The organism is Paraburkholderia caballeronis (assembly GCF_900104845.1).
Classification (GTDB): domain Bacteria; phylum Pseudomonadota; class Gammaproteobacteria; order Burkholderiales; family Burkholderiaceae; genus Paraburkholderia; species Paraburkholderia caballeronis.
Window position 1 is genome coordinate 3,042,312 of the sequence record NZ_FNSR01000001.1, and the last position, 24,094, is coordinate 3,066,405.

Below are 24,094 nucleotides of genomic sequence, written 5' to 3' on the forward strand. Positions count from 1 at the left end.
GCCGCGCCATCCATCCTGCACCAGAAGAAGAAAGGCCCGCAACCGGTCGTTGCGGGCCTGCGCCGGGAAGTCCCTCCCGGGCCTTCCCTGATGCTGCATCGCGCGCGGTCCGCGCCCGCCGCCATGCGTCCAGCGCGCACGGACGGGCCGGACCGCCGCCGGTCAGCCTTCGACGACGTCCAGATAGTCCTCCGGACGCGTGCGGTCCTCGGCCTTCTTCGCGCCGGCCACGTGCACCAGCGCGCTGACGGCCACCGACACGACGAGGTTCACGACCAGCGCCCACACCGCCGCGTACCCCGGCACCGCGAGGCCGAACAGGTGGATCACGTAGATCGAGCCGGCGAGCTTCAGCGACACCGCCATGTACGTGCCGGTCGCGATGCCGGCCGCCCAGCCGACCAGCAGGCCGCGATAGTCGAGCACCCGCGTGTACAGGCCGAGCACGATCGCGGGCAGCGTCTGGATGATCCAGATGCCGCCGAGCAGTTGCAGCTGGATCGCATACGTGAGCGGCAGCCCGAGAATGAACGCCACCGCGCCGACCTTCACGATCAGCGACACCAGCTTCGCGATGTTGGTCTCCTGCTCGTGGCTCATCCGGCGGTTGATGAACTCCTTGTGGATGTTGCGCGTGTACAGGTTCGCGGCCGCGATCGACATGATCGCCGCCGGCACCAGCGCGCCGATGCCGATCGCCGCGAACGCGACGCCGACGAACCACGACGGGAAGAAGTGCAGGAACAGCGCGGGCACCGCGAAGCTCGGGCCGAACGCCTTGAAGTACGGCGCGAACTCGGGCATGTCCTTCACGCCGGCCGCGAGCGCCATGAAGCCGAGCAGCGCGAGCAGGCCGAGCACCAGCGAGTACGCGGGCAGCATCGCCATGTTGCGGCGGATCGTGTTGCCCGACGACGACGACAGCACCGCGGTGATCGAGTGCGGGTACAGGAACAGCGCGAGCGCCGAGCCGACCGCGAGCGTCGCGTACGCGCTGTAGCCGTTCAGGCTCGACGCGTCGGGCGACTTCAGCAGCAGCTTCTCGGGCGGCACCGCCGCGAAAATGTGGCCGAAGCCGCCCATCTTCGCCGGGATCACGATGATCGCCGCGATGATCGTGATGTAGATCAGCACGTCCTTCACGACCGCGATCATCGCCGGCGCGCGCAGGCCCGACGTGTACGTGTACGCGGCGAGAATCGCGAACGCGATGATGAGCGGCAGGTCGCCGACGAAACCGGTCGTGTCGAAGCCGAGCGCGCCGATCACCACTTCGATGCCGACCAGTTGCAGCGCGATGTACGGCATCGTCGCGACGATGCCGGTCACGGCGATCGCGAGCGCGAGCATCCGGCTGCCGTAGCGCGCGCTGACGAAGTCGGCGGACGTCACGTAGTTGTGGCGCTTCGCGATTGCCCACAGCTTCGGGAACACGACGAACGCGAACGGATAGATCAGGATCGTGTACGGCAGCGCGAAGAAGCCGGTCGCGCCCGCGCCGAACACCAGCGCCGGCACCGCGACGAACGTGTACGCGGTGTACAGGTCGCCGCCGAGCAGGAACCACGTGACGAAGGTGCCGAAGCGGCGGCCGCCGAGGCCCCACTCGTCCAGATGCGCGAGGTTGCCGCGACGCCAGTGCGCGGCGACGAAACCGAGGATCGTCACGCCGACGAAGAACAGGATAAAGACGAAGGTGGCGGTGACGTTCATCGCGCGCCTCCCTGCGAACCGCCCGCATCGGCCTTGTTGCGGTTCTTCGTCTTCTGGTACACGAGCGCGGTGATGAGCGCGCTCAACAGCACCCACAGCAGCTGATACCAGTAGAAGAACGGGAAGTCCCACAGCGTGGGCTCGATCCGGTTATAAGACGGCACCCAGACCATCGCGATCCAGGGCAGCAGCAACAGCCAGAGCCAGTGTTTGCTGGCCTTGCCCGCGTCGGCGTCGTGAGCCATGACGTCTCCTCTGTCCTTATAGTGATTGGCGTCCGCCGGTCGGCGGGCGACGGCCCCGAGGGCGGATAACCCGCAGGGTCCCCGAAAGCGGGAAAAGAGTATAGGACGCGGCGGAACCCGGTCAAGCCGGGGCAACCCCAATCGTGGCGCGGCTGTCAAGCCGGTGGGGTGCGTCAGGGGGACCTGGGGGAGTGCTTCGGATGGCGAAGTCGTTCCGCGGCAACGAAAACGCCGGCGCGAAGGCCGGCGTCGCTATGCGGCGGGTGCAACGGGTTGACCGCAAGAAGCGGCCTCGTGCGCGCGGCTCGCCGAACCCGCGCCCGCCGGCGATCGACGATCGGCGCTCAGATCGAGAACGACTCGCCGTCCTTCCCGCTCGACTCGCGCAATCCCTTCACCCACTGCTGCGCCGGCAGGCCGAGCTTGGCCTCGATCAGCCGCGCGCGTTTTTCGAGCGCCGCGTACGGCACGTCGAGCGCCGGGCCGGAGAACGCGAGCGCGATGCGGTTGCCTTCGTGCACCTCGGGCAGCGCGATCACGCGGCCCTCGAACGCCTCGTTCAGCCGCTTCATGTTGCGCACGAAACTCGGATGGTCGCCGAACAGGTTGATCGTCGCGATGCCGGCATCGGTCAGGCACGCGCGCACCGCGCGGTAGAACGCGACGCTGTCGAGCACCGGGCCGCGCGCCGTCGCGTCGTACACGTCGATCTGCAACGCGCCGATCGTGCCGTGGTTCTCGCGATCGTTCACGAAGTCCCACGCATCGCGCTCGTGGACGGTCAGCCGCGCGTCGTCCGGCGGCAGCTCGAACATCGTTCGCGCCGCCACGACGACGGCCGGATTCAGTTCGACAGCCTCGACCTTCGCCGGCCGCAGGAAACGATGCGCGAACTTCGTCAACGCCGCCGCGCCGAGGCCGAGCTGCACGATGCGCGCCGGCGTCGCGAGGAACAGCAGCCACGCCATCATCTGCTGCGCGTATTCGAGTTCGATGTGATGCGGCTTCTTCAGACGCATCGCGCCCTGCACCCATTCGGTGCCGAAGTGCAGATACCGCACGCCGTCCTCTTCCGAGAACGTGACCGGCGCATAACGCGGCTTGCGCGGCGCGTCGATCTTCGGCGCGGCGTCGAGGTCGTCGTTCTGCGCTCGCGTGCGTTTCGTGTTCCGGCTGCGCGTCGCGATCGCGTCGTCCGACGCGGCCGCCGCGTGGCGGGCGTTGTTGCGGGAAATGCGGAAGGCGCGCGCCTCGGCGGACGCGCGTTTGATCAGAGTCGTCATGTAAAAGGTATCGCGCCAGCGGCGCAGGGTTGCGAGCGAACGAGAGAATATCATCCGGGTCGTCAACGCTTCCCGACAGCCGGCAAAAACCGTTCTGCAAGCCGCTTTCCGATCCGTTGCACGTGCAACCTCCAGCGCCAGGGCAACTTTCTTCCTTTGGCGCCGAAAACCCCGGGTATTCCCTAATGCGCGCGCATCGGCGCGACGCCGTAAGGCCATGGGAGCACACCATTTTGCCGTGCTCGAACTCCTCTCGCACGCAACGAACACCACGAAAAAACAGATGCAAAAAATGACCTTGAACCAGAAGCTCGGCTCGATGATCGCCGTGTTATGGGTTGGCCTGCTGCTGATCGGCGCGCTCGGCCTGTGGCAGAACCGGACTTCGATGCTGGACAGCCGCCGCGAGGAACTGACCGCGCTCGTCGATTCCGGCGTCGCGATCGCCAACCACTATTACCAGTTGTCGCAGCAGCACGTGCTTCCGGAAGACGAGGCGAAAAAACGGGCGCTCGAAGCGATCGGCGCGGTGCACTACGGCGATTCCGGCTACCTCGCGGTGAACGACTCGCATGCCGTAATGCTCGCGCACCCGAACCGGTCGATCATCGGCAAGAACATGGCCGACTTCACGGACCCGACCGGCAAGCACGTGGTCACCGACATGAACGCCGTCGCGGACCGCACCGGCAGCGGCTTCGACGACTACCTGTGGGCGAAGCCGGGCCACGACCAGCCAGTGCAGAAGACCGGCTTCGTGAAGCGCTTCGTGCCGTGGGACTGGTACGTGGTGACCGGCATGTACATGGACGACGTGCAGGACGCGTTCCTGCGCAGCGCGCTGCGCTGGCTCGCGATGACGGCGGCGCTCGCGGGCGGCTCGACCATGGTGATGCTGGTCGTGCTGCGCAGCGTGCGCCGCCATCTCGGCGGCGAACTCGAAGAGGCGGTCGAGACCGCGCGCCGGATCGCGCGGGGCGACCTGACCGTCGAGGTGCCGGTGCGCCGCGACGACGACGCGAGCCTGATGCACGCGCTGCACGCGATGCGCGCGGGGCTCGTGCAGACCGTGTCGCGCGTGTATTCGGGCACCGAGAACATCAACGTCGGCGCGAACGAGATCGCGTCCGGCAACACCGACCTGTCGCAGCGCACCGAGGAACAGGCGGCGGCGCTCGTGCAGACCGCGTCCACGATGGACCAGATGACGACCAACGTGAAGCAGAACGCCGACAGCGCGGTGCACGCGGCGCGGCTCGCGGGCCAGGCCGCCGAGGTCGCGACGCGCGGCAGCAGCGTCGTCGATCAGGTGATCGCGACGATGTCCGACATCTCGACCAGTTCGCAGAAGATCGGCGACATCACCGCCGTGATCGACAGCATCGCGTTCCAGACCAACATCCTCGCGTTGAACGCCGCGGTCGAGGCCGCGCGCGCGGGCGAGGACGGGCGCGGTTTCGCGGTCGTCGCGCAGGAAGTGCGCAGCCTCGCGCAGCGGTCCGCGAGCGCCGCGAAGGAGATCAAGACGCTGATCGGCTCGTCGACGCTGTCGGTCGAACAGGGCGCGACCCAGGTCGCGCAGGCCGGCGAGACGATGACGGAGATCGTCGAGTCGGTGCGGCGCGTGAACGAGATTCTGGAAGAGATCAGCCAGACGTCGCGCGAGCAGAGCGCGGGCATCGAGCAGGTGAACCGCGCGGTCGGCGAGATGGACCAGGTCACGCAGCAGAACGCGGCGCTCGTCGAAGAGGCCGCGGCGGCCGCGCATTCGCTGAAGGATCAGGCGGCTTCGCTGCGCGAGGCGGTCGCGAGCTTCAGGCTGCCCGCGTAGCGCCGGGACGGCCAACACCGAGCCGCAAACGAGACGGGCCGGCGAGCGCGTGCGGATGCTCCCCACGCAACTCGCCGGCCCGGTTTCATCCGGCCCGCGCGACCGGTTCGTCAGCGCGAACGCTTACGCTCGATCACGCCGTACCAGCCCATTCCCTTGTACGTCTCGTAACCCTGCGTCAGCGCGAACGCGATGAGCGCGTCGTCGGTCCAGTAGTAGCCGGAGCGGCTCGTTTCAGGGTCGTCCGTCGTCTTCAGTTGCAGGGTGCGGCGGAACACGCCGTCGTTGTCCGAGCTGGCGAGCACGCGGAACTTCGAATCGACGAGCAGGCAGCGCGTCGTTTCCCATTCGTCGCCGGACAGCCGCACGCCGCGCGTGACCGCGTGCGCCTGCGGGGCCCAGTCGAAGAACACCGCGAGCACGCCGATGGGCCGGCCGTTCTCGTTCGAGCCTTCGCGCACCGCGGTCGCATAGACCGCCGCCGGCGCGCCGCCGAGCAGCGCGACGCCTTCCGGCTCCGACGACACGTAGTCGGCGCCCGAGCGCGTCGCGACCGCCGGGCGGAACCACGACTCGTCCGCGACGTTGCGGCCGACGACCGGATACTTGCCCGGCCGGCCGGTCGCGACGACGTTGCCGTCGAGGTCCATCACCCACAGGTCGAGATAGACGGTGTAGCTGTCGAGAATCACGCCGAGCCGTTCGCTCGCGTGCGCCCGCGCGTCGCCCGACGCGTCTTCGAGCGCCTGCACGACGGCCGAATCGGTCGCCCACCAGCGCACGTCGCACGACCGCTCGTACAGGTTGCGGTCGATGATGTCGATCATGTTCAGCGCAAGATCCGTGAGCCGCTGCGCCTCCTGGTGCTGCAACTGGCCGACCATGCGCGTGCCGAGCGAATCGAGTTCGCTATGCAGTTCGCGCGTGAGCTGTTCGATTTTCTTCGAGACGACCTTGACCTGGTTCGCGACGACCGCAAAACCCCGCCCTGCCTCCCCCGCGCGCGCCGCCTCGATCAGCGCATTGATCGCGAGATACGTCGCTTCGCGATTGATGCTGTCGATGTCGGAAATCTTGCCGCGCGCTACCCGATTGATCTGTTTCGTTAGTTCGACGATGTCGACGACGTCGCCCATAAGTACCCCTTAGTCTCCACGATTCGCCGTAGCGACGAACCCGCCTCTCTCCGAAAATGGAAAAGCTGGAGCCGTATCCGGTGATCATGACTGAAAATAAAATCGTGGCAAAGACAAATTACGGGAATGTTGCGAAGTGGGCGTAATTGGTGAGAAAGCCGAAATAATTTGCACGAAGGCGGTTTCCCCCGTGCAATTAAATCGGTGCATTGCCGCACCTCGAATAAGCATCGGCATCAAAATGGGGAATTCGCCGTTCCGCCGATCAGCCGCGAAGTCAGTCCTGAGCCGGCCGCCGGGTCGGCTCCGGCGCGGCCCTCAAGTAATCGCGCACGCCGCCGTTAATGGCTCAAACCCTTTCGCACGGGACCGCGCCGAACCCGGCGGCGGCAGCAAAACCGACATGCAACTGAAACTCCGGCGTCAACGGAGCAGGCGAGAATCCACCGTGAGACCCGCCTCGTCGCGAACCGCGGGCGAGGCTGCAACCGGGCGGCACCGCTTCGATCCACGGCGGTGCATGACCCTGATGCGCAAGCGGGTATCACTGGATGCGGTTGGGCAACACATGAATCGAACATACGAATATCGCGGCTACCGGCTGGACGTCAGCGTCGAGGCGCTGTGCTTCGGCCAGGCGGGCCGCACGATGCTCGCGCGCCGACGCTACATCGCCGTGGTGCGGTTCGTCGCGGCGCACGACGCGACAGCGGAATTTCCGACGATGCGGCTCGACGAAGCCGGCGGACAACCGTTCGCATCGGAAGTCGATGCGCTGATGGGCGGCTATAGCGCCGGGCAGCGGCTGATCGACGACCGGTTGAGCCGGCCGCCGGGCTGACGCAGCCGGCGCGCCCTGCACGTCAGTCGTCGCAGCGCAGGTCCTGCTTCGACACCGCGATGATCACCGGATAGGTGCCCCGTTCCAGTTCGATGCGCGCGACCACCGCCATCGTCGTGCTGTCGATCTCGTCGTACACGCTGACCTTCTCGCGGCGAAGACTCGTGACCCCGGTGCAGCCGGACGCGCGGCCTTCGTCCGAGATCCGGCACTGGAACTCGTTGTCCGCCAGGTAGCGATACCTGTCCCGGTCGGGCGTCGCCAGATATTCGCGCAGGCTCTGCACCGCTCCGCCGACGCCGGTGACGTACCCGATCGAGCACGGCGGATCGGACGGCGCGCCGCCCGGCGTGTCGGCTTTCGCGGCCGTGCCCGCGAGCGCGATGACCGAGGCCAGCGCGAGGGTCGATGCAAGGATGGGTTTCATGCACAGGTTACGATCGTCGGTTCGAAGCCGTCGATTGTAATTGCATTGCGCATAAGCGGCGGCAAACGCGCACCGGCGCTGCCCCGCGGCAGGCAGGGGCCGCCGGCGACGCCATGCCATGCCTGCTACCATACCGGTCGCAGACGCGGACTCGACTGCCTTCCGATCGACTTCAAACTGCCCGGGTCGGGCCGTTCGTGACCTACGCGGCCTCGCGCGACTGCATCGCGGCAAGCGCCTGACGAAGCGTCTGCACGCGCGAACGCAGGGAATGGGTATCGGCAAACCCGCTCAGCACCTCGACGCGCTGCTGCCAGTAGCGCAGCGGGATGCCGCGGCGGTGACCGGAGATATAGCGGACCACCGTCTCCAGATGCTCGATTTCCCGTTCCAGCAAATGGGGATTCATAACGGACTCTCTGTGTATTCAGACGATCCATCGTTCGACGGGGAAAATATAAGTGAAGAATTCGCCGCTTCCTATTACCCGAAAGAGTAGCGAGGACGACCCCGCGCTACTGGCCGAGATCATCGGCCTCTATGCAGGCGAACCCGATCTGCATGAATTGCCCCCGCTGATTTTCTCGTCCGTGAGCCGGCTGGCCGGCGCCGACGTCGTGACCTATGCCGAGTTTCATCAGGCGACCCAGGACTTTCGTTCGCTGGTCTCCGTCGACGACGCGCCCGAGCGGCGCGCCGTCGCGATGGCGGCGTTCGCGCGTCACATGCATACGCACCCGTTCTGGCAGGGGACGCCGGACTTCTTCGGCGCGCATGCCTGGCGCGAATCCGATTTCTTCAGCGACACCGAATTTCCCGCGCTGCCGATGGCCCAGGACGCGTTTCTGCCATCGGGCGCGCGCCGCCTGATGACGATCGTGATTCCGCATAACGACTACGTGCTGACCGTCACCGCGGTGCGCATCATCGGACGCCCCGCGTTCAGCGACGCGGAGCGCGACCGCATGGAAGCGTTTCGCTCGCATTTGCTGCGGGTGTACCGGCAGGCGCAGGAACGCACGATTGCGCGGCTCACGCCCGTCGAGCGGCTGCGTTATGCGTTTCCGGACCTGACGCCGCGCCAGCTCGACGTCGCGTCGTGGATCGCGCGGGGCAAGTCGAACGACGAGATCGCGGCGATCCTCGAAGTCGGCATCGATACCGTGAAGGCGCATGCGAAGGCGATCAGCGGGAAGCTCGGCGCGGATAGCCGGGTCGGCACGGCCGTGCTGGCTCATACGGCGCTGCCGTTCGCGCGGTTTCCGCCGTTGTGGAAGCTGGGGGTCGGCGCGTGGGGGACCGAGGAAGGACAGGTCGTTCGGGTTGGAGAAGGGGCAGCGGAGAGGTGAGCGTCGCGACGCATGCTTGCGCAGCGAATCGAAACCCCGTTCGCGATGACAGGCATTGAACGCTTCCCATCTGCCGATGCCATGCGCGAGCATGCGAACCCATCGCGGGTCATCATGCAACGCGTGGAGCGAAAAGTCGCCCATCACCGAACCCCGAAACCGTCAGAGCGCATGAATATTTTGTCCAGTTTGACACCTCTGCCGCTCGCACAGCATGCTGCTGCCACGCGCGCATTTTCTTCGGACCCGATCCGTTCCGCCGCAACATCGCCAAAACTGCCGGCGTCCGTTTCCGGCCATACCTGCCACACAACACGGGGTTCTCAAGCATGAGCACGATCCACTTCATCGGCGGGGAAAAAGGCGGCGTCGGCAAATCGCTCGTCGCCCGCGTGTTAGCCCAGTATTTCATCGACCGGAGCATGCCCTTCGTCGGCTTCGATACCGACCGGTCGCACGGCGCGCTGCTGCGGTTCTATGCCGATTTTGCCGAGCCTGCCGTGCTCGATCAGCATGACAGTCTCGATCCCGTCATGGAATCGGCCCTCGCGGATCCGCAGCGACGCGTCCTGGTCGATCTCGCGGCCCAGACGCAGCAATCGCTCGTCAGCTGGCTCGACGATTCGGACGTACTCGGTTTCGCCGAAGAACAGGGGCTCGCGCTAACGTGGTGGCATGTCATGGACACCGGACGCGATTCGGTCGAACTGCTGCGGCAATGGCTCGACGAGTTCGGCGGACGCATCAAGCTGGTCATCGTGCTGAACGAAGTTCGCGGCGATCGTTTCGAGATTCTGGACGCATCCGGCGAGCGCGAGCGAGCCGAATCACTCGGCGCCAGCGTGGTTACGCTGCGTCATCTGCCCGACACGACGATGCAGAAAATCGATCGGCAAAGCGCCAGCTTCTGGGCGGCAGTCAACCATCCGGACCGCGCCGCCACCGGGCTCGGGTTGCTGGAGCGGCAGCGCGTCAAGATATGGCTGCAGCGCGCTTATGCGGAGCTGGAAAAGCTCGACTTGTAGGGTCGTCGCCACTGCTGCGCGGCGTGCTGCACATTGGGTCCCGGACGAGAAGGTCGCGGGCGACGCGCGACCAGCGACAAATCAGGGGATTGGGACGCTGCTGCAACGCCTGAAGATGGCGCCCAACGCCCTCTATCCGGCGAAAGCGACTACACCAATGGTTCACCGAGCCGTTCCGTCTTGATCGCCCGCTGAACCGCGGGACGTGCAAGCACGCGTTGCAGGTACGCGCCGAGTAGCGACCACTCGCGCGCCGGCTTCGCGAATCCGCGCGTCCATCTGCAAGCATAAGCGCATAGGGGTCCAATACCGTGTAGTGCTGGCCCAGCAGCCACGGGCCGCCGCTCGAATGAAGCTGAACCTCCAGCTGGTTGAGCAAAGTCGTAATCTTCGATTCGGCGTGAGCCCGAATCTGTTGCGCGCCGATTGAATTCTCCGGATCGACCCATCGCTAAGGGTAGTAATAGACGATCAGTGCCGTTTGCAGCGTATTCGTTAGCCACATCAACCATTTATAGAACTGCGCACGCTCCATCGTCCCCAGTTCGGGAGCAAGCCCGCTCGCCGGGTTCGTATCCGCCAGGTGCAAACAAATGGCGGCGGTCTCGTACAACACCAGGTCGCCATCAACCAGCACAGGGATCAATCCGGTCGGATTGAGCCGTAAGTATTCGACGGACTTATGCTCGCGTTGCTGGGGTAATAGAACAGTTTCACTGTCGTCATTTGAATAACATGGCCCTTGGGAGGGTTGTCCGCTGGTTTTCGCAGCCTATGACCACGGCAAGGCGGACATTAATGCGAGGTTCGCCTGCCTTCCATGACAGCTTGTGCACGAACGTCTGCGCCCATCCGGAAAGAGCCGTTATTGGCCCAGCATGGCGTCCGTCCGTTCGGGCCGCAATGTGCCAACCCTATCCGGACATAGCCCCCGTCTCCGAGAGAGCGCGGTGAACATCAAACAGGAATCTGCCGCCAAACAACCAGCTTCTCTTCGAACGAAAGCATCGCATAAGCCGGACTGGAAGAAGGCAACACGAGCGTGTCATACCCCGCGGCAGCGATGACCGGCGCAAACCGCCCCGCCGTCTTCCCGTTGAAGCAGACCTTCTTCAACAACGGCGCATGCTCGCGCAGCGAATCGAAGTCATTGGGCTGCGCATGGCGGATGGCCGAATCGAGGCTCCCTTCGCGATGACACGCATCGAGCACGTCCCATATGCCGATGCCGTGCGCGAGCACGCGAACCAGCCGGTCGTCATAGGGCAATTCGTGCAGCGAAGGCTCGCCGATCACGGCCCCCAACAGCCGCCAGAACTGATTCCGCGGATGCGCGTAATACTGCGCGGCGGCAAGCGATGCCTCCCCCGGAAAACTCCCGAGCACCAGCGTATGCGTCGTGTCGGCCGCGATAACCGGCGGGAACCCTTTCAGCATCAACGCCCCGCCCTGTCGTCCGCGCCGTGCGCGTGCGAAGCGGTATGCCCGAGCGGCCCGCGCTCGCGCGCCGGATGAACGCCGCGCGAGGCTAAAGCCGCAGCGTCCGCGTCGCGCGCCCCCGCCGCCAGCCGCGCCCACAAGGCCGGCAGCATGCATTCGGTGACCATCAGCGGCTCGTGATGCCGCTCGAACACCGACCGCCGCGCCACGAACGCATAGGGCAGCGCGTCCCCGGACAACTCGACCGCCGCCAGCGCATACAGCGGATGCCGCGCATTCACCCGCCGGCTCACGAGCGCCGAGCGCCCGACCTCGCTGTCGCTATACAGCAGTTCCGCCAGCGGCCGCGTGCGCAGCCGCCGCATCGCCTGCCACACGCCGACGCTCGCGCGCAGCGGCGTCACGCTATGCGCGGCGACGCACGGCGCGCCGTCGACGGACAGCACGACCTCGCGCACCCACGCGGGCTCGCGCGGCGCGAGCCGCAGCGCCGCGCATTCGTCGGGCCATGGCCGAGCGAACGCCTCGCGCGTGACGCGCACGTCGACCGCGCCGAGCGTGCGCAGATGCGCGGTCAGCGAGCCGCCGCGCGTGAGCCAGTCTTTCTGGTGAACGGTGAAGCCGGGCAGCGGCGTCTCGCGCCAGCGCCCGTCAGCGGCATCGAATCGGATAGGCATGGCGCGCATTATAGGCCGGCGCCCACACGCGCCGCGCCGCCGGCGGCATCCCGAAAAAGCGACACCCCGCAGGCATCGCGCCATGCGGGGTGTGCGGTCGAACCACTCGACGAATAGCCCGGCGAACCACCCGACGGCGACGGCCCGCATCGCGGACACACCGCCCGGGTCGCGCTTTCTCGCGTGTTAACCGGCCTTCGCGAGCAGCAGCGCGTTCGTGCGCTTCACGAAGCTCGCCGGGTCTTCGAGCGAGCCGCCTTCGGCGAGCAGCGCCTGGTCGAACAGCAGGTGGCACCAATCGCTGAACTCCGCGCTATCGGTGTTCAGCGCCTTCACGAGCGGATGCTCGGGGTTCACTTCGAGAATCGGCTGGAACGTCGGCGCCTGCTGGCCGGCCGCCTTCAGCATCCGCTGCAGGTAGCCGCTCATGTCGCCGTCGTCCGCGACGAGGCACGACGGCGAATCGGTCAGACGGAACGTCAGCCGCACGTCCTTCGCCTTGTCCTTCAGCGCGCCCTTCATCCGCTCGACGAGCGGCTTCAGTTCCTCGTTGACCTTCTCCTGCTGCTCCTTCTCGGCGTCGTCCAGCGCGCCGAGGTCGAGGTCGCCGCGCGCGACGCTCGCGAGCGGCTTGCCGTCGAACTCGGTCAGGAACGACAGCATCCACTCGTCGACGCGGTCGGTCAGCAGCAGCACCTCGACGCCCTTCTTGCGGAACACTTCGAGGTGCGGGCTGTTCTTCGCGGCCTGCCACGTATCGGCGGTCACGTAGTAGATCTTCGTCTGCTCGGGTTTCATCCGCGCGACGTAATCGGCAAGCGACACGTTCTGCTCGCCGCTGTCGTTGTGCGTCGACGCGAAGCGCAGCAGCTTCGCGATGCGGTCGCGGTTCGCATGGTCCTCGCCGATGCCTTCCTTCAGCACCTGGCCGAACTCGGTCCAGAAGGTTGCGTACTTCGCCTTCGCTTCGTCCGTGGCCTCGGCATCGCCCTGCGCGTTCGCGAGTTCTTCGAGCACCGACAGCACCCGCTTCGTCACGCCGTCGCGGATCGCGCGCACGTCGCGGCTCTCCTGCAGGATTTCGCGCGACACGTTGAGCGGCAGATCGCTCGAATCGACGACGCCCTTCACGAAGCGCAGATAGGACGGCAGCAACTGTTCGGCGTCGTCCATGATGAACACGCGCTTCACGTACAGCTTCAGCCCGCCGCGATGATCGCGGTTCCACAGGTCGAACGGCGCATGCGCCGGCACGTACAGCAGTTGCGTGTATTCGCTGCGGCCTTCGACACGGTTGTGCGTCCACGCGAGCGGGTCCTGGGAATCGTGCGCGAGGTGCTGGTAGAACTGCTGATACTGCTCGTCGGTGATCTCGTTCTTCGAGCGCGTCCACAGCGCGCTCGCCTGGTTGACGGTCTCGTCCTCGTCCTTCGCGACCATCTCGCCTTTTTCCTGATCCCACTCTTCCTTTTGCATCAGGATCGGCAGCGCGACGTGGTCCGAATACTTCTGGATGATCGTCTTGAGCTTCCACGCGGACAGCAGGTCGTCCTCGCCTTCGCGCAGATGCAGCGTGATCGTGGTGCCGCGCTGCGCGCGCTCGATCGTCTCGACCGAGAAGTCGCCTTCGCCGGCGCTTTCCCAGCGCACGCCCTCGGATGCCGGCAGACCCGCGCGGCGGCTCTCGACGGTGATGCGGTCGGCGACGATGAAGCCCGAATAGAAGCCGACGCCGAACTGGCCGATCAGCGCGGCGTCCTTCTGCTGGTCGCCGGACAGCTTGCCGAAGAATTCCTTGGTGCCCGACTTCGCGATCGTGCCGAGGTGCGACACGGCCTCGTCGCGGCTCATGCCGATGCCGTTGTCGTCGATCGTGACGGTGCGCGCGGCCTTGTCGAACGCGACGCGGATGCGCAGGTTCGGATCGTTCTCGTACAGCGCGCTGTTCGCGATCGCCTCGAAGCGCAGCTTGTCGGCCGCGTCCGATGCGTTCGAGACCAGCTCGCGCAGGAAGATTTCCTTGTTGCTGTACAGCGAATGGATCATCAGGTGCAGAAGCTGTTTCACTTCCGCCTGGAAGCTCATGGTTTCTTGTGCCATGGTCGAAGTCCCTGTTTCGTTGCTGAGCTGATGAGTGAATCGCGGGCGGCGGCGCGTGGCCCGCTGCCCCCGGTGCCGTCCGTCGCGCGGACCGGCCGGCGTGGCCGGCGCGGCTCCCTGCGGCACGCCGCCCGCGCAGATGGGGACGGCCGCACGTGTTTCAAGGGTTCGCCGGTCCGCCGGTCGGCGCGCGCCGCGCGACGCCGTCGAGATACCGCGCGAGGAACGCGGCCAACCCCGGATCCCCGCAGTTCGCAACGTTGAAGCGCAGCCACGTGGTCGGCGACTGATGCGGCGAAAACAGGCTGCCCGGCGCGAGCAGGAAACCCGCCTCGTGTCCGGCGGCGGTCAGCGCGTCCGCGTCGACGCCGGCGTCCGCCCACAGGAACATGCCGGCGCCCGGCGCGAGAAAGAGCCTCAGCCCCGCGCGCTCCAGCATCCGCGCGGCCTTGTCGCGCACGCCGTCGAGCCGCGCGCGCAAGCGTTCGACATGGCGGCGGTAGTGCCCTTCGGTCAGCACACGATACAGCACGCGCTCGTTCAGTTCGGGGCTCGTCATGCCGACCAGCATCTTCTGGTCGCTGACCGCCTGCGCGACGTCGAGCGCGGATGCGATGAAGCCGACCCGCAGGTTCGGCGCGAGCGTCTTCGAAAAGCTGCCGAGGTAGATCACGCGGCGCAACTGGTCGAGGCTCGCGAGCCGCGTCGCCGGATAACCGGCCGGGCACAGGTCGCCGTAGATGTCGTCCTCGACGACGATGAAGCCGTACTGCTCCGCGAGCCGCAGGATCCGGAACGCCTGCGCGGCGCTCAGCGACGTGCCGGTGGGGTTCTGCAGCACCGAGTTGATGACCAGCATCTTCGGCCGCCAGGTTTCCACCAGCGCTTCCAGCGCGTCGAGGTCCGGGCCTTCGGGCGTGTACGGCATCCCGACGAGCCGCGCGCCCTGCGACGCGAAACGCCCGAACATCTGGAACCACGCGGGATCGCCGACGATCACCGTGTCGCCCGGCTGCACGTAGAGGCGCGCGAGCAGGTCGATCGCCTGGGTGACGCCGGACACCATCACGATCTGGTCCGGCGTCGCGCCGATCTCCAGTTCCGCGAGGCGGGTCTGCAACTGCTGGCGTAACGGCAGGAACCCCTGCGGCGAGCCGAAGCCGAGCAGTTGCACGCCGCTGTGGCGGCCGAGCGAGCGCAGTGCGCCGCTGATCAGCTCGCCGTCGAGCCATCGCGCCGGCAGATAACCGAGGCCCGGCCCTTTCTCCGGCCGCGTCGACGTATGCAGCATGTTCCGCAGCAGCCAGACGACGTCGATCGTCGACGGCGCGGGCGCCGGGTCCGGGCTGACGAGGGTTACGGCCGGCGCGCCCGCGTCCGCGCCGCGCCGCTCGGCGGGCGCGAAACCCGCGGGCCGCTCGCGCACGTAGAAGCCGGAGCCGCGCCGCGAATCGAGGTAACCCTGCGCGACGAGCCGTTCGTATGCCTCGACGACCGTGAAGCGCGACACGCCCTTGTCGAGCGCGAGCTTGCGGATCGACGGCATCCGCATGCCGGGGCGGAACACGCGTTCGTCGATGCGGCGCCGGCCCCACTGCACGAGCTGGTCGACGAGCGTCAGCGCGGCCGCGTCATGCGGAGCGGGTATCTGGTCGAGTGCGACGGACGACATGGTCTCCTCCAACTGTACCGAACACTATCGGCCGGATTGTACCGTTACTGTGCAGGTGCGAGCCGGTACATTTGCTGTCGTGCGTACCGGTAAGGTTCCGGCGCGGCGGCGATCACGCCGCGTCCGCAGGTTCCGTACCTTGCCAGGCTGCCGCGCCCGACGGCCCGCGCCTGCGCCGGACCGGCCGCTTCGCCGCCCCGTTTCACCGTGTCGCCGCCCCATCGTTACGCGTTACGCCGAGCCGTCCGTCATGACCGCACTTCGCCTGAGCCTCGATCATCTCGTCGTTTCCGCCCGCACGCTCGCAGAGGGCGTGCAGTACGTGACCGACACGCTCGGCGTCGCGCCGGCCGGCGGCGGCGCGCATCCGCTGATGCGCACGCACAACCGGCTGCTCGGCCTGTGGGGCGGCGCGTATCTGGAGGTGATCGCGATCGACCCGGCCGCTGCGTCCGACACCGCTGCCCGCCCGCGCCTGTTCGCATTCGACGACCCGGCCATGCAGACGCGGCTCGCAAGCGGCCCGTACCTGTCGCACTGGGTCGCGCGCGTCGAGCCGCCGAGGAACCTCGAACGCTGGCGCGCGCAGTATCCGGCGCGCATCGCGGACGTCGTGCCGATGACGCGCGGCGACTTCGCGTGGTCGCTGACGGTCCCCGGCGACGGCGCGTTCCCCGCGTGGCAGGAGGCGGGCGACGGCGTGCTGCCGTCGCTGATCCAGTGGGACACGCCGCGCCACCCGTCGCAAACGCTGCCCGACTCGGGCCTCGCGCTGAAGGCGCTGCACGGCTTCCATCCGCGGGCCGACGTCGTGCGCGAGCAACTCGAATGGCTCGGCGCCGCGCACCTGATCGACGTGCAGGCCGCCGACGCGCCCGCGCTGGCCGCCGAATTCGAAACCCCGTCGGGCCTGCGCAGACTCGGCGCGTGACGTCCGAAAGCACCCGAAGCAAGCATCCTAAAACAAGCGAACCACACGAACCCGCCCGGACCCACGAAGCCATGAAAGCCCGCGAAACCCAAGGCATGCTGCTCGGCCTCGTCGGCGTGACGATCTTCAGTCTCACGCTGCCGATGACGCGCATCGTCGTCGCCGAATTCCATCCGCTGCTGAACGGCCTCGGCCGCGCGCTCGTGGCCGCGGTGCCGGCCGCCGCGCTGCTCGCGTGGCGTCGCGAGTCATGGCCGACGTGGCCGCAGATGAAAAGCCTCGCGGTCGTCTCGCTCGGCGTGATCGTCGCGTTCCCGGTGTTCTCCGCGTGGGCGATGAAGACGGTGCCGGCGTCGCACGGCGCGATCGTCAACGGCCTGCAGCCGCTCGCGGTCGCGATCTACGCGGCATGGCTGTCGCGCGAGCGGCCGTCGAAGGCGTTCTGGGCGAGCGCGCTCGCCGGCAGCGCGCTCGTCGTCGCGTTCGCGTTGCAGGCCGGCGGCGGCGCGCTGCACGCGGGCGACTTCTGGATGCTCGTCGCGGTCGGCATCGGCGCGCTCGGTTACGCGGAAGGCGCGCGGCTCGCGCGCACGCTCGGCGGCTGGCAGGTGATCTGCTGGGCGCTCGTGCTGTCCGCGCCGTTCCTCGCGCTGCCGGTCGGCTGGCTCGCGTGGGACCATCATCTGCATCATCCGGGGCCGGTCGCGATGAGGACATGGCTCGCGTTCGGCTACGTGACGCTGTTCTCGCAGTTCATCGGCTTCTTCGCGTGGTACGCGGGGCTCGCGATGGGCGGCACCGCGCGCGTCGGCCAGGTGCAGCTATTGCAGATTTTCTTCACGATCGCGCTGTCGGCGCTGCTGTTCGGCGAGCCGGTCGCGCCGTCCGCGTGGCTGTACGCGGCGGCCGTGATCGCGACCGTCGTGCTCGGCCGGCGCGCGACGGTCCGCAGCGCGCCGCTGCCGGTTCGCGCCGCCTGACGAATCGCGTCATAATCGAACGTTTCGACCTGCCCCATCCCGCTTTTTGCACCGCGCGGCGCGCAACGAACCCACGACCGCATTCACCCGCATTCACCACCGACCCACGAGGAGACTTCATGGACCATAGCGATCTTCAAGCCGCGCCCGCGTGGCAACTGTCCGAACGCGCGCTCAAGCTGACCAGTTCCGCGATCCGCGAGATCCTGAAGGTCACCGAACGGCCTGAAGTCATCTCGTTCGCGGGCGGCCTGCCGTCGCCGGCGACGTTCCCGGCCGAGGAAATGCGCGCCGCCGCCGACCGCATCCTGCGCGACGAGCCGGCCGCCGCGCTCCAGTACAGCGCGACCGAAGGTTACCTGCCGCTGCGCGAGTGGATCGCCGCGCGCCATTCGACCGGCGGCGTGCAGATCCGCGCGTCGCAGGTGCTGATCACGACCGGCTCCCAGCAGGCGCTCGACCTGCTCGGCAAGGTGCTGGTGTCGCCCGGCAAGCCGGTGCTGGTCGAGACGCCGACCTACCTCGGCGCATTGCAGTCGTTCTCGCTGTACGAGCCGCGCTACGTGCAGTTGCCCACCGACGAACGCGGGCTGATTCCCGAAACCCTGGCGCCGGACCTGACCGCCGACGCGCGCGTGCTGTACGCGATCCCGAACTTCCAGAACCCGACCGGCCGCCGGCTGCCGCTGGAGCGCCGCCGCGCGCTCGCGGAATTCGCGAAACGCGCGCCGTTCCCGATCGTCGAAGACGATCCGTACGGCGCGCTCGACTACGCGGGCGAGCCGCTGCCGACGCTCCTGTCGATGGCGCCGGAGCACATCGTGCATCTCGGCTCGTTCTCGAAGGTGCTCGCGCCGGGGCTGCGGGTCGGCTACATCATCGCGCCCGAGGATCTGCACTTCAAACTCGTGCAGGCGAAGCAGGCGACCGACCTGCACACGCCGAGCTTCACGCAGCGCATCGTGCACGAGGTCGTGAAGGACGGTTTCCTCGACACCCACGTGCCGAAGATCCGCACGCTGTACCGCAGCCAGTGCGACGCGATGATCGCGGCGCTCGAACGCTACATGCCGGAAGGCGTCACGTGGAACCGGCCCGAAGGCGGCATGTTCATCTGGGCGAGCCTGCCCGCGCACATCGACACGATGAAGCTGCTCGAAGAGGCGGTCGCGCGGAACGTCGCGTTCGTGCCGGGCGCGCCGTTTTATGCGAACGACGCGCAGCACAACACGCTGCGGCTGTCGTTCGTCACGGTGCCGCCCGCGAAGATCGACGAAGGCATCGCGACGCTCGCCGCGCTGATCCGCGCGCGGGCCTGATTGCAGCACCGGCCGCCGGCCGTCCGATGACCGTCTGTCCGTCTGTCCGTCTGTCCGTCTGTCCGCCTGTCCGCCGCGCCACGCGTGCGGCAACGACAGCGGCGACAACGACGGCGGTCCGCATTGCTCCGGTTTTCTTCCGTTCACCTTTCCCGTTCACCTTTCCGTAAAGGACCCCTGATCATGGCTGACCTCAACGTCTACGACCGGCTCGAACAACTCGGCATCGAACTGCCGGTGGCCGGCGCCCCGGCCGCCGCGTACGTGATGAGCGCGCAGAGCGGCAACACCGTGTACCTGTCCGGACACATCGCGAAGAAGGACGGCAAGGTGTGGGCCGGCAAGCTCGGCGACACGCTGACCACCGACGAAGGCAAGGCCGCCGCGCGCGCGATCGCGATCGACCTGCTCGCGACGCTGCACGCGCATACCGGCGACCTGAACAAGGTCACGCGGATCGTGAAGCTGATGAGCCTCGTGAACTCGACGCTCACGTTCACCGAGCAGCACATCGTGACGAACGGCGCGTCCGAACTGATCGCGGACGTGTTCGGCGAGCGCGGCAAGCACGCGCGCTCGGCGTTCGGCGTCGCGCAGATTCCGCTCGGCGCGTGCGTCGAGATCGAACTGATCGCCGAAGTCGCATAACGGCGTCGATCCCGTCGATCACGCGAGCCGCGCTGATCGCGGCCGTCGCCTCGACGGGCTCGCCGCCGCGAGCCCGTCCCGTCCCCTCCACGCCAATCTCCCGATGACCGCCCGCACCGTTCGCTTCAAGCAGGTCGACGTGTTCACGCCGGTTCCGTTCAAGGGCAACGCGCTCGCGGTCGTGTTCGACGCCGATGCGCTCGACGACGCGCAGATGCAGTCGATCGCCCGCTGGACCAACCTGTCCGAAACCACTTTCGTCGTCGCGCCGACCGATCCGGCCGCCGACTATCGCGTGCGCATCTTCACGACCGGCGGCGAGCTGCCGTTCGCCGGCCATCCGACGCTCGGCACCGCGCACGCGCTGCTCGACAGCGGCTACCGGCCGAAAACCCCGGGCCGGCTCGTGCAGCAATGCGGCGTCGGTCTCGTCGAACTGGCCGAACAGCGCGACGGCGGCTGGGCGTTCAGCGCGCCGCCCGCGCGCGTCGCGCCGCTGCCGCCGTCGCAATACGACGCGCTGGCCGCGGCGCTGCGCACCGACGCGATCGACTTCTCCGCCGCGCCGACCGCGGTGAACAACGGCGCGCCGTGGCTCGTCGTGCGGATGCAGTCGGCCGCCGCGTGCCTCGCGCTCGCGCCGGATACCCAGGCGCTCGCGTCGATCGTGCATGCCGCCGGCGCGCACGGCGTCGCCGCCTATGGCCCGCATCCGGCCGGCGGCCCGGCGACGTTCGAGGTCCGCTGCCTGATGGTCGGCGACAGCTTCGGCGTCGGCGAAGACCCGGTGACCGGCAGCGCGAACGCCGCGATCGCCGGCCTGCTGACGCAGCAGCAGCGCCGCCCCGGCCCGCGCTATACCGCGCGCCAGGGCACCGCGATCGGCCGCGACGGCCGCATCCGCGTCGAATACGACGACGATGCGGGCAAGACGTGGATCGGCGGCGAATCGGTGACGGTGTTCGACGGCACCTGCCGGCTTCCGTGATCCCGCGGGCTGCAAACCGGCTTGTAAACGTTTCGCATCCGCTTTCGCACCCGATCCGGCACGCAACGGTCTCGCGCCGCCCGTGCGATGCGCGTTCGCGCATCTATGCCCAACGGTTGCGCGGCGCGGGAAAGAAACGATGCAACGCGCGTATACCCGCACTGGGAACGCTTCCTTAATCAATTCTCTCCCGCTAATATCGAATCACCGGGCGCGTTCTGCGCCCGGTGCCCGTTCGGCCGTTCCGGCACCCTCCCATCCGTTGTCCTCGCTGCGATGTCGCCGATGCATTCGTCCGTTTCATTGCCGTCACGCTCACCGCAGCCGCGGCGACAGAGGCCGCGCACGCGGCGGGGACGAGCCGCGTGACCGGGCGCCCCCACCTGCCGGGCGCCGGCCTGCGCAACGAGCCAGCCACGCGGCTCACGCATCCGCGTGCGCTGCTCGTGATCCCGGTGCTCGGCGTGCTGGTGCTGATGGTGCTGTGGGCGGTGATCTTCACCCGGCTGTCGGTCGAAAAGGAAGCGACGCTGCGCGAGGCGAGCGCGTCGGCCGCGATCCTGTCGGCCGCGCTCGAACAGCACACGGTGAAGGCGATCCATCAGGTCGACCAGATCACCCGCTTCGTCAAATACGAATATGAAAAGGCGCCGGCCCATTTCGACCTCGCGACCACCGTCGACAACGCGGTCGTGCAAAGCGACTCGCTCGTGCAGGTGTCGCTGCTCGACGCGCGGGGCCGCCTCGTCGCGAACACGTCGGATTCGAATCCGAAGCCGATCGACCTCTCCGACCGCGAGCACTTCCGCGTCCATCAACGCGCGAACACCGACCAGCTGTTCATCAGCCGGCCGCTGACCGGCCGCCTGTCCGGCCACCAGACGTTGCAGTTCACGCGGCGGCTCAACCATCCGGACGGTTCGTTCGCGGGCGTCGTCGTGGTGTCCGAGGACCCGAGCTACTTCACGAGCGACTTCTACAACAACGCGGCGATCGGCCGGGACGGCGTGATCGCGGTGGTGTCCGACGACGGCGCGGTGCTCGCGCGCCGCACCGGCAGCGCCGAGCACGCGGCCGGCACGTTCTCCGCGAGCGGCGTCTATCCGTTGTCCGAACATGTATCGGGCATCTATGCGGACCCGATCGACCAGGTCACGCGGCTCGTGTCGTACCGGCACATCGACGGTTATCCGCTCGGCGTGCTGGTCGGGCTGTCCGAGGCCGAGGAGTTCGCGGACTACCACCACACGCGCGACGTCTATCTGCTGATGGCGACGTTCGTGTCGCTCGCGATCCTGTCGTTCTTCGCGGTCGCGACCGGGCTGATCGGCAAGCTGCTCGGCCGCGAGCGCGAGATGACCCAGCTCGTGCAGTACGACATCCTGACCGGCCTGCCGAACCGCTATTCGACGCTGCAGCGGCTGCGCCACGAGGTCACGCAGCCGGGCAACCTCGGCCGGCTCGCGATCCTGTTCATCGACCTGGACAACTTCAAGACCGTCAACGACACGCTCGGCCACAACGCCGGCGACATCGTGCTGCAGATGAGCGCCGCGCGGCTCGCGGACGCGGTCGGCAGCGCCGGCACGCTGTCGCGGATCGGCGGCGACGAGTTCGTCGTGATCGTGAAAGGCGACGACATCGAGGAACGCGCGGTCGCGCTCGCGGAAGCGACCGGCGCGGCGTTCATGCATCCGTTCGACGTGCGCGGCAGCACCTTCGTGCTGCATGCGAGCACCGGCATCGCGCTCTTCACGGTCGAGCACGAAAGCGAGATCGACCTGCTGAAGAAAGCGGACCTCGCGATGTACGCGGCGAAGGAAGCGGGCCGCAACTGCTTCCGGTTCTACTCGCCGCAGCTCGGGCATCGCGCCGACCATCTGATGAAGTGGGAGCAGCAGCTACGCGTCGCGCTCGACGACGGCCAGATCTTCCTCGCGTACCAGCCGAAGATCGACCTGCGCCGGCGCTGCATCACCGGCTTCGAGGCCCTGGCGCGCTGGAACCATCCGCAGTACGGGCTGATCCCCGCGGGCGAATTCATTCCGGTTGCCGAATCGACCGGGCTGATCGTGCCGATCGGCGATTTCGTGATCCGCACCGCCTGCGCGCAACTTGCGCAATGGCAACGCGAAGGTCACGAAACGCTGACGCTCGCGGTCAACATCTCGGCCGTGCAGTTCTGGCGCGGCGACCTGTACGAGACCGTCGCGCATGCGATCGAATCGACCGGCATCGATGCGCGCCGGCTCGAACTGGAGATCACCGAAACCGCGATGATGGAGTATCCGGACCTCGTGTCCGAGAAGATCTTCGCGCTGAAGCGGCTCGGCGTGCATATCGCGCTCGACGACTTCGGCACCGGTTATTCGTCGCTGTCGTACCTGAGCCGCTTCAAGGTCGACACGCTGAAGGTGGACCGCTCGTTCGTGCAGGCGATTCCGGCCGACCGCAGCGTATGCGTGATGGTGTCCGCGATCGTGAACCTCGCGCGCTCGCTCGGGCTCACGGTGGTCGTCGAAGGCACCGAGACCGAGGAGCAGGTCGCGTGGCTGTCGGCGCTCGGGCCGATCGAGGCGCAGGGGTTCCTGTTCTCGCGGCCGGTGCCGGCGAGCGACGTGCCGGCGCTGATCGAGCGTTACGGCGTCTGCGGCGTCGACGTGGCGGCGGGCCGGCGCGAACGGCTGGCGGAGCGCGTCAGCGACGCGCCGCAGCCGCGCTGAACGCGCGCGTCGGCGCGTTACGAAGAGAGCGAAGGGAAACGGCAGCGGGGCGGCGTGGCGCCCCGCGTGACCCGGAAATCAGAAACCGCGCGCGAGCAGCGCGACGCCGATCGTCACGACGCCGAGCACGATGTTCACGACGACGAGCCGGCGCACCGTGCCGACCGCGCGCGCGCCGTCGGGCCAGCGTTGCGCCTGCACCGCGCGGCGCACGCGCGGAAACAGCGCGAAGCGGATGTGGCCGAAGATCAGCATCATCAGCACGCCGAGGCCGGCCATCGCATGCAGTTGCCACGTCGCATGACCGCCGCCGAACTGCATCAGCAGGAACCCGCCGGACAGCAGGATCACGATCACCGCGCCGCCGACCCAGTTGAAGAAGCGGCCGAACACCGACTCCCACAGCGGCAGCCGCAGTTGCGGCGACAGGTCTTCGAGCGCGGGGCGCAGGCAGAAATGCGCGAAGATCATGCCGCCGACCCAGACGGCGACAGCCAGCAGATGCAGAAAAAGCGCGACTACGATCGCGTGGCCCATGGGGCAGGTTCCTTTGTTTTCGTGGATTGAACGGCATTGCGGGGCCGTGCGCGAAACGCGACGCCGGCCGGCGCACGGACTGCGTTCGACCGGCCAGCGCGCATTCGGTTCAGCGCATGCTTCAGTGCGCCGTGCGGCGCGCACGCGGCTGCGCGGCATTATTCCATGCCGCGGCCGCGCGCGCTCATAGTGCCGATGCGCTGGCACCTGGCATGCGCGCATCGCGCCC

21 protein-coding genes and 1 pseudogene are annotated in these 24,094 nt (G+C 67.5%); 10 read left to right on the forward strand and 12 right to left on the reverse strand.

The window, feature by feature from the left end; translation table 11 throughout:
- Nucleotides 1–162: 162 nt before the first annotated feature.
- The 3 genes from mctP to BLV92_RS13590 all read right to left on the reverse strand — a co-directional run bounded on the left by mctP (nt 163) and on the right by BLV92_RS13590 (nt 3,241).
- Entirely contained in the window at nt 163–1,713 is a 1,551-nt protein-coding gene (gene mctP, locus BLV92_RS13580) for a monocarboxylate uptake permease MctP (RefSeq protein WP_090545677.1), read from the reverse strand.
- A complete protein-coding gene (locus tag BLV92_RS13585; protein WP_090545679.1) occupies nt 1,710–1,958 on the reverse strand; it encodes a DUF3311 domain-containing protein in 249 nt (82 codons plus the stop codon). The genes mctP and BLV92_RS13585 overlap by 4 nt, the downstream gene beginning before the upstream one ends.
- 344 nt (nt 1,959–2,302) lie before the next feature.
- Nucleotides 2,303–3,241 (reverse strand): class I SAM-dependent methyltransferase, encoded by a 939-nt coding sequence (locus BLV92_RS13590; protein WP_090545681.1) that lies wholly within the window; start codon nt 3,239–3,241, stop codon nt 2,303–2,305.
- Between the two features lie 292 nt (nt 3,242–3,533).
- On the opposite strand from BLV92_RS13590, the gene BLV92_RS13595 reads away from it, so the two are divergent.
- On the forward strand, nt 3,534–5,072 hold the full coding sequence (locus BLV92_RS13595) for a methyl-accepting chemotaxis protein (protein WP_090547071.1): 1,539 nt from the start codon (nt 3,534–3,536) through the stop codon (nt 5,070–5,072).
- Nucleotides 5,073–5,182: 110 nt separating this feature from the next.
- Here BLV92_RS13595 and BLV92_RS13600 read toward each other — a convergent pair whose 3' ends face one another.
- On the reverse strand, nt 5,183–6,208 hold the full coding sequence (locus BLV92_RS13600) for a methyl-accepting chemotaxis protein (protein ID WP_090545682.1): 1,026 nt from the start codon (nt 6,206–6,208) through the stop codon (nt 5,183–5,185).
- Nucleotides 6,209–6,776: 568 nt separating this feature from the next.
- On the opposite strand from BLV92_RS13600, the gene BLV92_RS13605 reads away from it, so the two are divergent.
- Nucleotides 6,777–7,049, forward strand: a complete 273-nt coding sequence (locus BLV92_RS13605) for a hypothetical protein (protein ID WP_090545684.1) — start codon at nt 6,777–6,779, stop codon at nt 7,047–7,049.
- A gap of 22 nt (nt 7,050–7,071) precedes the next feature.
- Here BLV92_RS13605 and BLV92_RS13610 read toward each other — a convergent pair whose 3' ends face one another.
- Both BLV92_RS13610 and BLV92_RS13615 read right to left on the reverse strand, forming a co-directional pair.
- Nucleotides 7,072–7,476, reverse strand: coding sequence for a hypothetical protein (locus BLV92_RS13610; RefSeq protein WP_090545686.1), 405 nt, complete (start codon nt 7,474–7,476; stop codon nt 7,072–7,074).
- A gap of 202 nt (nt 7,477–7,678) precedes the next feature.
- A complete protein-coding gene (locus BLV92_RS13615) occupies nt 7,679–7,885 on the reverse strand; it encodes a hypothetical protein (RefSeq protein ID WP_090545688.1) in 207 nt (68 codons plus the stop codon).
- A gap of 52 nt (nt 7,886–7,937) precedes the next feature.
- On the opposite strand from BLV92_RS13615, the gene BLV92_RS13620 reads away from it, so the two are divergent.
- Nucleotides 7,938–8,825, forward strand: a complete 888-nt coding sequence (locus BLV92_RS13620; protein ID WP_090545689.1) for a helix-turn-helix transcriptional regulator — start codon at nt 7,938–7,940, stop codon at nt 8,823–8,825.
- Nucleotides 8,826–9,154: 329 nt separating this feature from the next.
- Nucleotides 9,155–9,850 carry a P-loop NTPase family protein gene (locus tag BLV92_RS13625; protein ID WP_090545691.1) on the forward strand — a complete coding sequence of 232 codons (696 nt, stop codon included), beginning with the start codon at nt 9,155–9,157 and terminating at the stop codon, nt 9,848–9,850.
- A 451-nt stretch (nt 9,851–10,301) separates the two neighbouring features.
- Here BLV92_RS13625 and BLV92_RS33085 read toward each other — a convergent pair.
- The 5 genes and pseudogenes from BLV92_RS33085 to BLV92_RS13650 form a co-directional block, all read right to left on the reverse strand.
- Nucleotides 10,302–10,505, reverse strand: a pseudogene (locus BLV92_RS33085) (glutathione S-transferase family protein); the annotation flags it as partial.
- Nucleotides 10,506–10,807: 302 nt separating this feature from the next.
- On the reverse strand, nt 10,808–11,287 hold the full coding sequence (locus BLV92_RS13635) for a DNA-deoxyinosine glycosylase (protein ID WP_090545693.1): 480 nt from the start codon (nt 11,285–11,287) through the stop codon (nt 10,808–10,810).
- Nucleotides 11,287–11,967: a chorismate--pyruvate lyase family protein gene (locus tag BLV92_RS13640; protein WP_090545695.1), complete on the reverse strand. Its 681-nt coding sequence runs from the start codon at nt 11,965–11,967 to the stop codon at nt 11,287–11,289. Before BLV92_RS13640 ends, BLV92_RS13635 begins: the two co-directional genes overlap by 1 nt.
- Nucleotides 11,968–12,153: 186 nt before the next feature.
- On the reverse strand, nt 12,154–14,067 hold the full coding sequence (gene htpG / locus BLV92_RS13645) for a molecular chaperone HtpG (protein WP_090545697.1): 1,914 nt from the start codon (nt 14,065–14,067) through the stop codon (nt 12,154–12,156).
- A 160-nt stretch (nt 14,068–14,227) separates the two neighbouring features.
- Nucleotides 14,228–15,739, reverse strand: coding sequence for an aminotransferase-like domain-containing protein (locus BLV92_RS13650; RefSeq protein ID WP_090545699.1), 1,512 nt, complete (start codon nt 15,737–15,739; stop codon nt 14,228–14,230).
- 250 nt (nt 15,740–15,989) lie between these two features.
- On the opposite strand from BLV92_RS13650, the gene BLV92_RS13655 reads away from it, so the two are divergent.
- The 6 genes from BLV92_RS13655 (at nt 15,990) to BLV92_RS13680 (ending at nt 23,328) form a co-directional block, all read left to right on the forward strand.
- Complete coding sequence (locus tag BLV92_RS13655; RefSeq protein WP_090545701.1) at nt 15,990–16,670, forward strand: VOC family protein; 681 nt, start codon at nt 15,990–15,992, stop codon at nt 16,668–16,670.
- A 71-nt stretch (nt 16,671–16,741) separates the two neighbouring features.
- Nucleotides 16,742–17,650, forward strand: a complete 909-nt coding sequence (locus tag BLV92_RS13660) for a DMT family transporter (RefSeq protein ID WP_090545703.1) — start codon at nt 16,742–16,744, stop codon at nt 17,648–17,650.
- 119 nt (nt 17,651–17,769) lie between these two features.
- A complete protein-coding gene (locus tag BLV92_RS13665) occupies nt 17,770–18,969 on the forward strand; it encodes an aminotransferase-like domain-containing protein (protein WP_090545705.1) in 1,200 nt (399 codons plus the stop codon).
- A 183-nt stretch (nt 18,970–19,152) separates the two neighbouring features.
- Nucleotides 19,153–19,617, forward strand: coding sequence for a RidA family protein (locus tag BLV92_RS13670; protein WP_090545707.1), 465 nt, complete (start codon nt 19,153–19,155; stop codon nt 19,615–19,617).
- A 103-nt stretch (nt 19,618–19,720) separates the two neighbouring features.
- Complete coding sequence (locus BLV92_RS13675) at nt 19,721–20,605, forward strand: PhzF family phenazine biosynthesis protein (RefSeq protein WP_090545709.1); 885 nt, start codon at nt 19,721–19,723, stop codon at nt 20,603–20,605.
- Between the two features lie 476 nt (nt 20,606–21,081).
- Entirely contained in the window at nt 21,082–23,328 is a 2,247-nt protein-coding gene (locus tag BLV92_RS13680; protein ID WP_090547073.1) for a bifunctional diguanylate cyclase/phosphodiesterase, read from the forward strand.
- Between the two features lie 78 nt (nt 23,329–23,406).
- On the opposite strand, the gene BLV92_RS13685 is transcribed toward BLV92_RS13680, so the two are convergent.
- A complete protein-coding gene (locus BLV92_RS13685; RefSeq protein WP_090545711.1) occupies nt 23,407–23,865 on the reverse strand; it encodes a CopD family protein in 459 nt (152 codons plus the stop codon).
- Nucleotides 23,866–24,094: the final 229 nt, after the last annotated feature.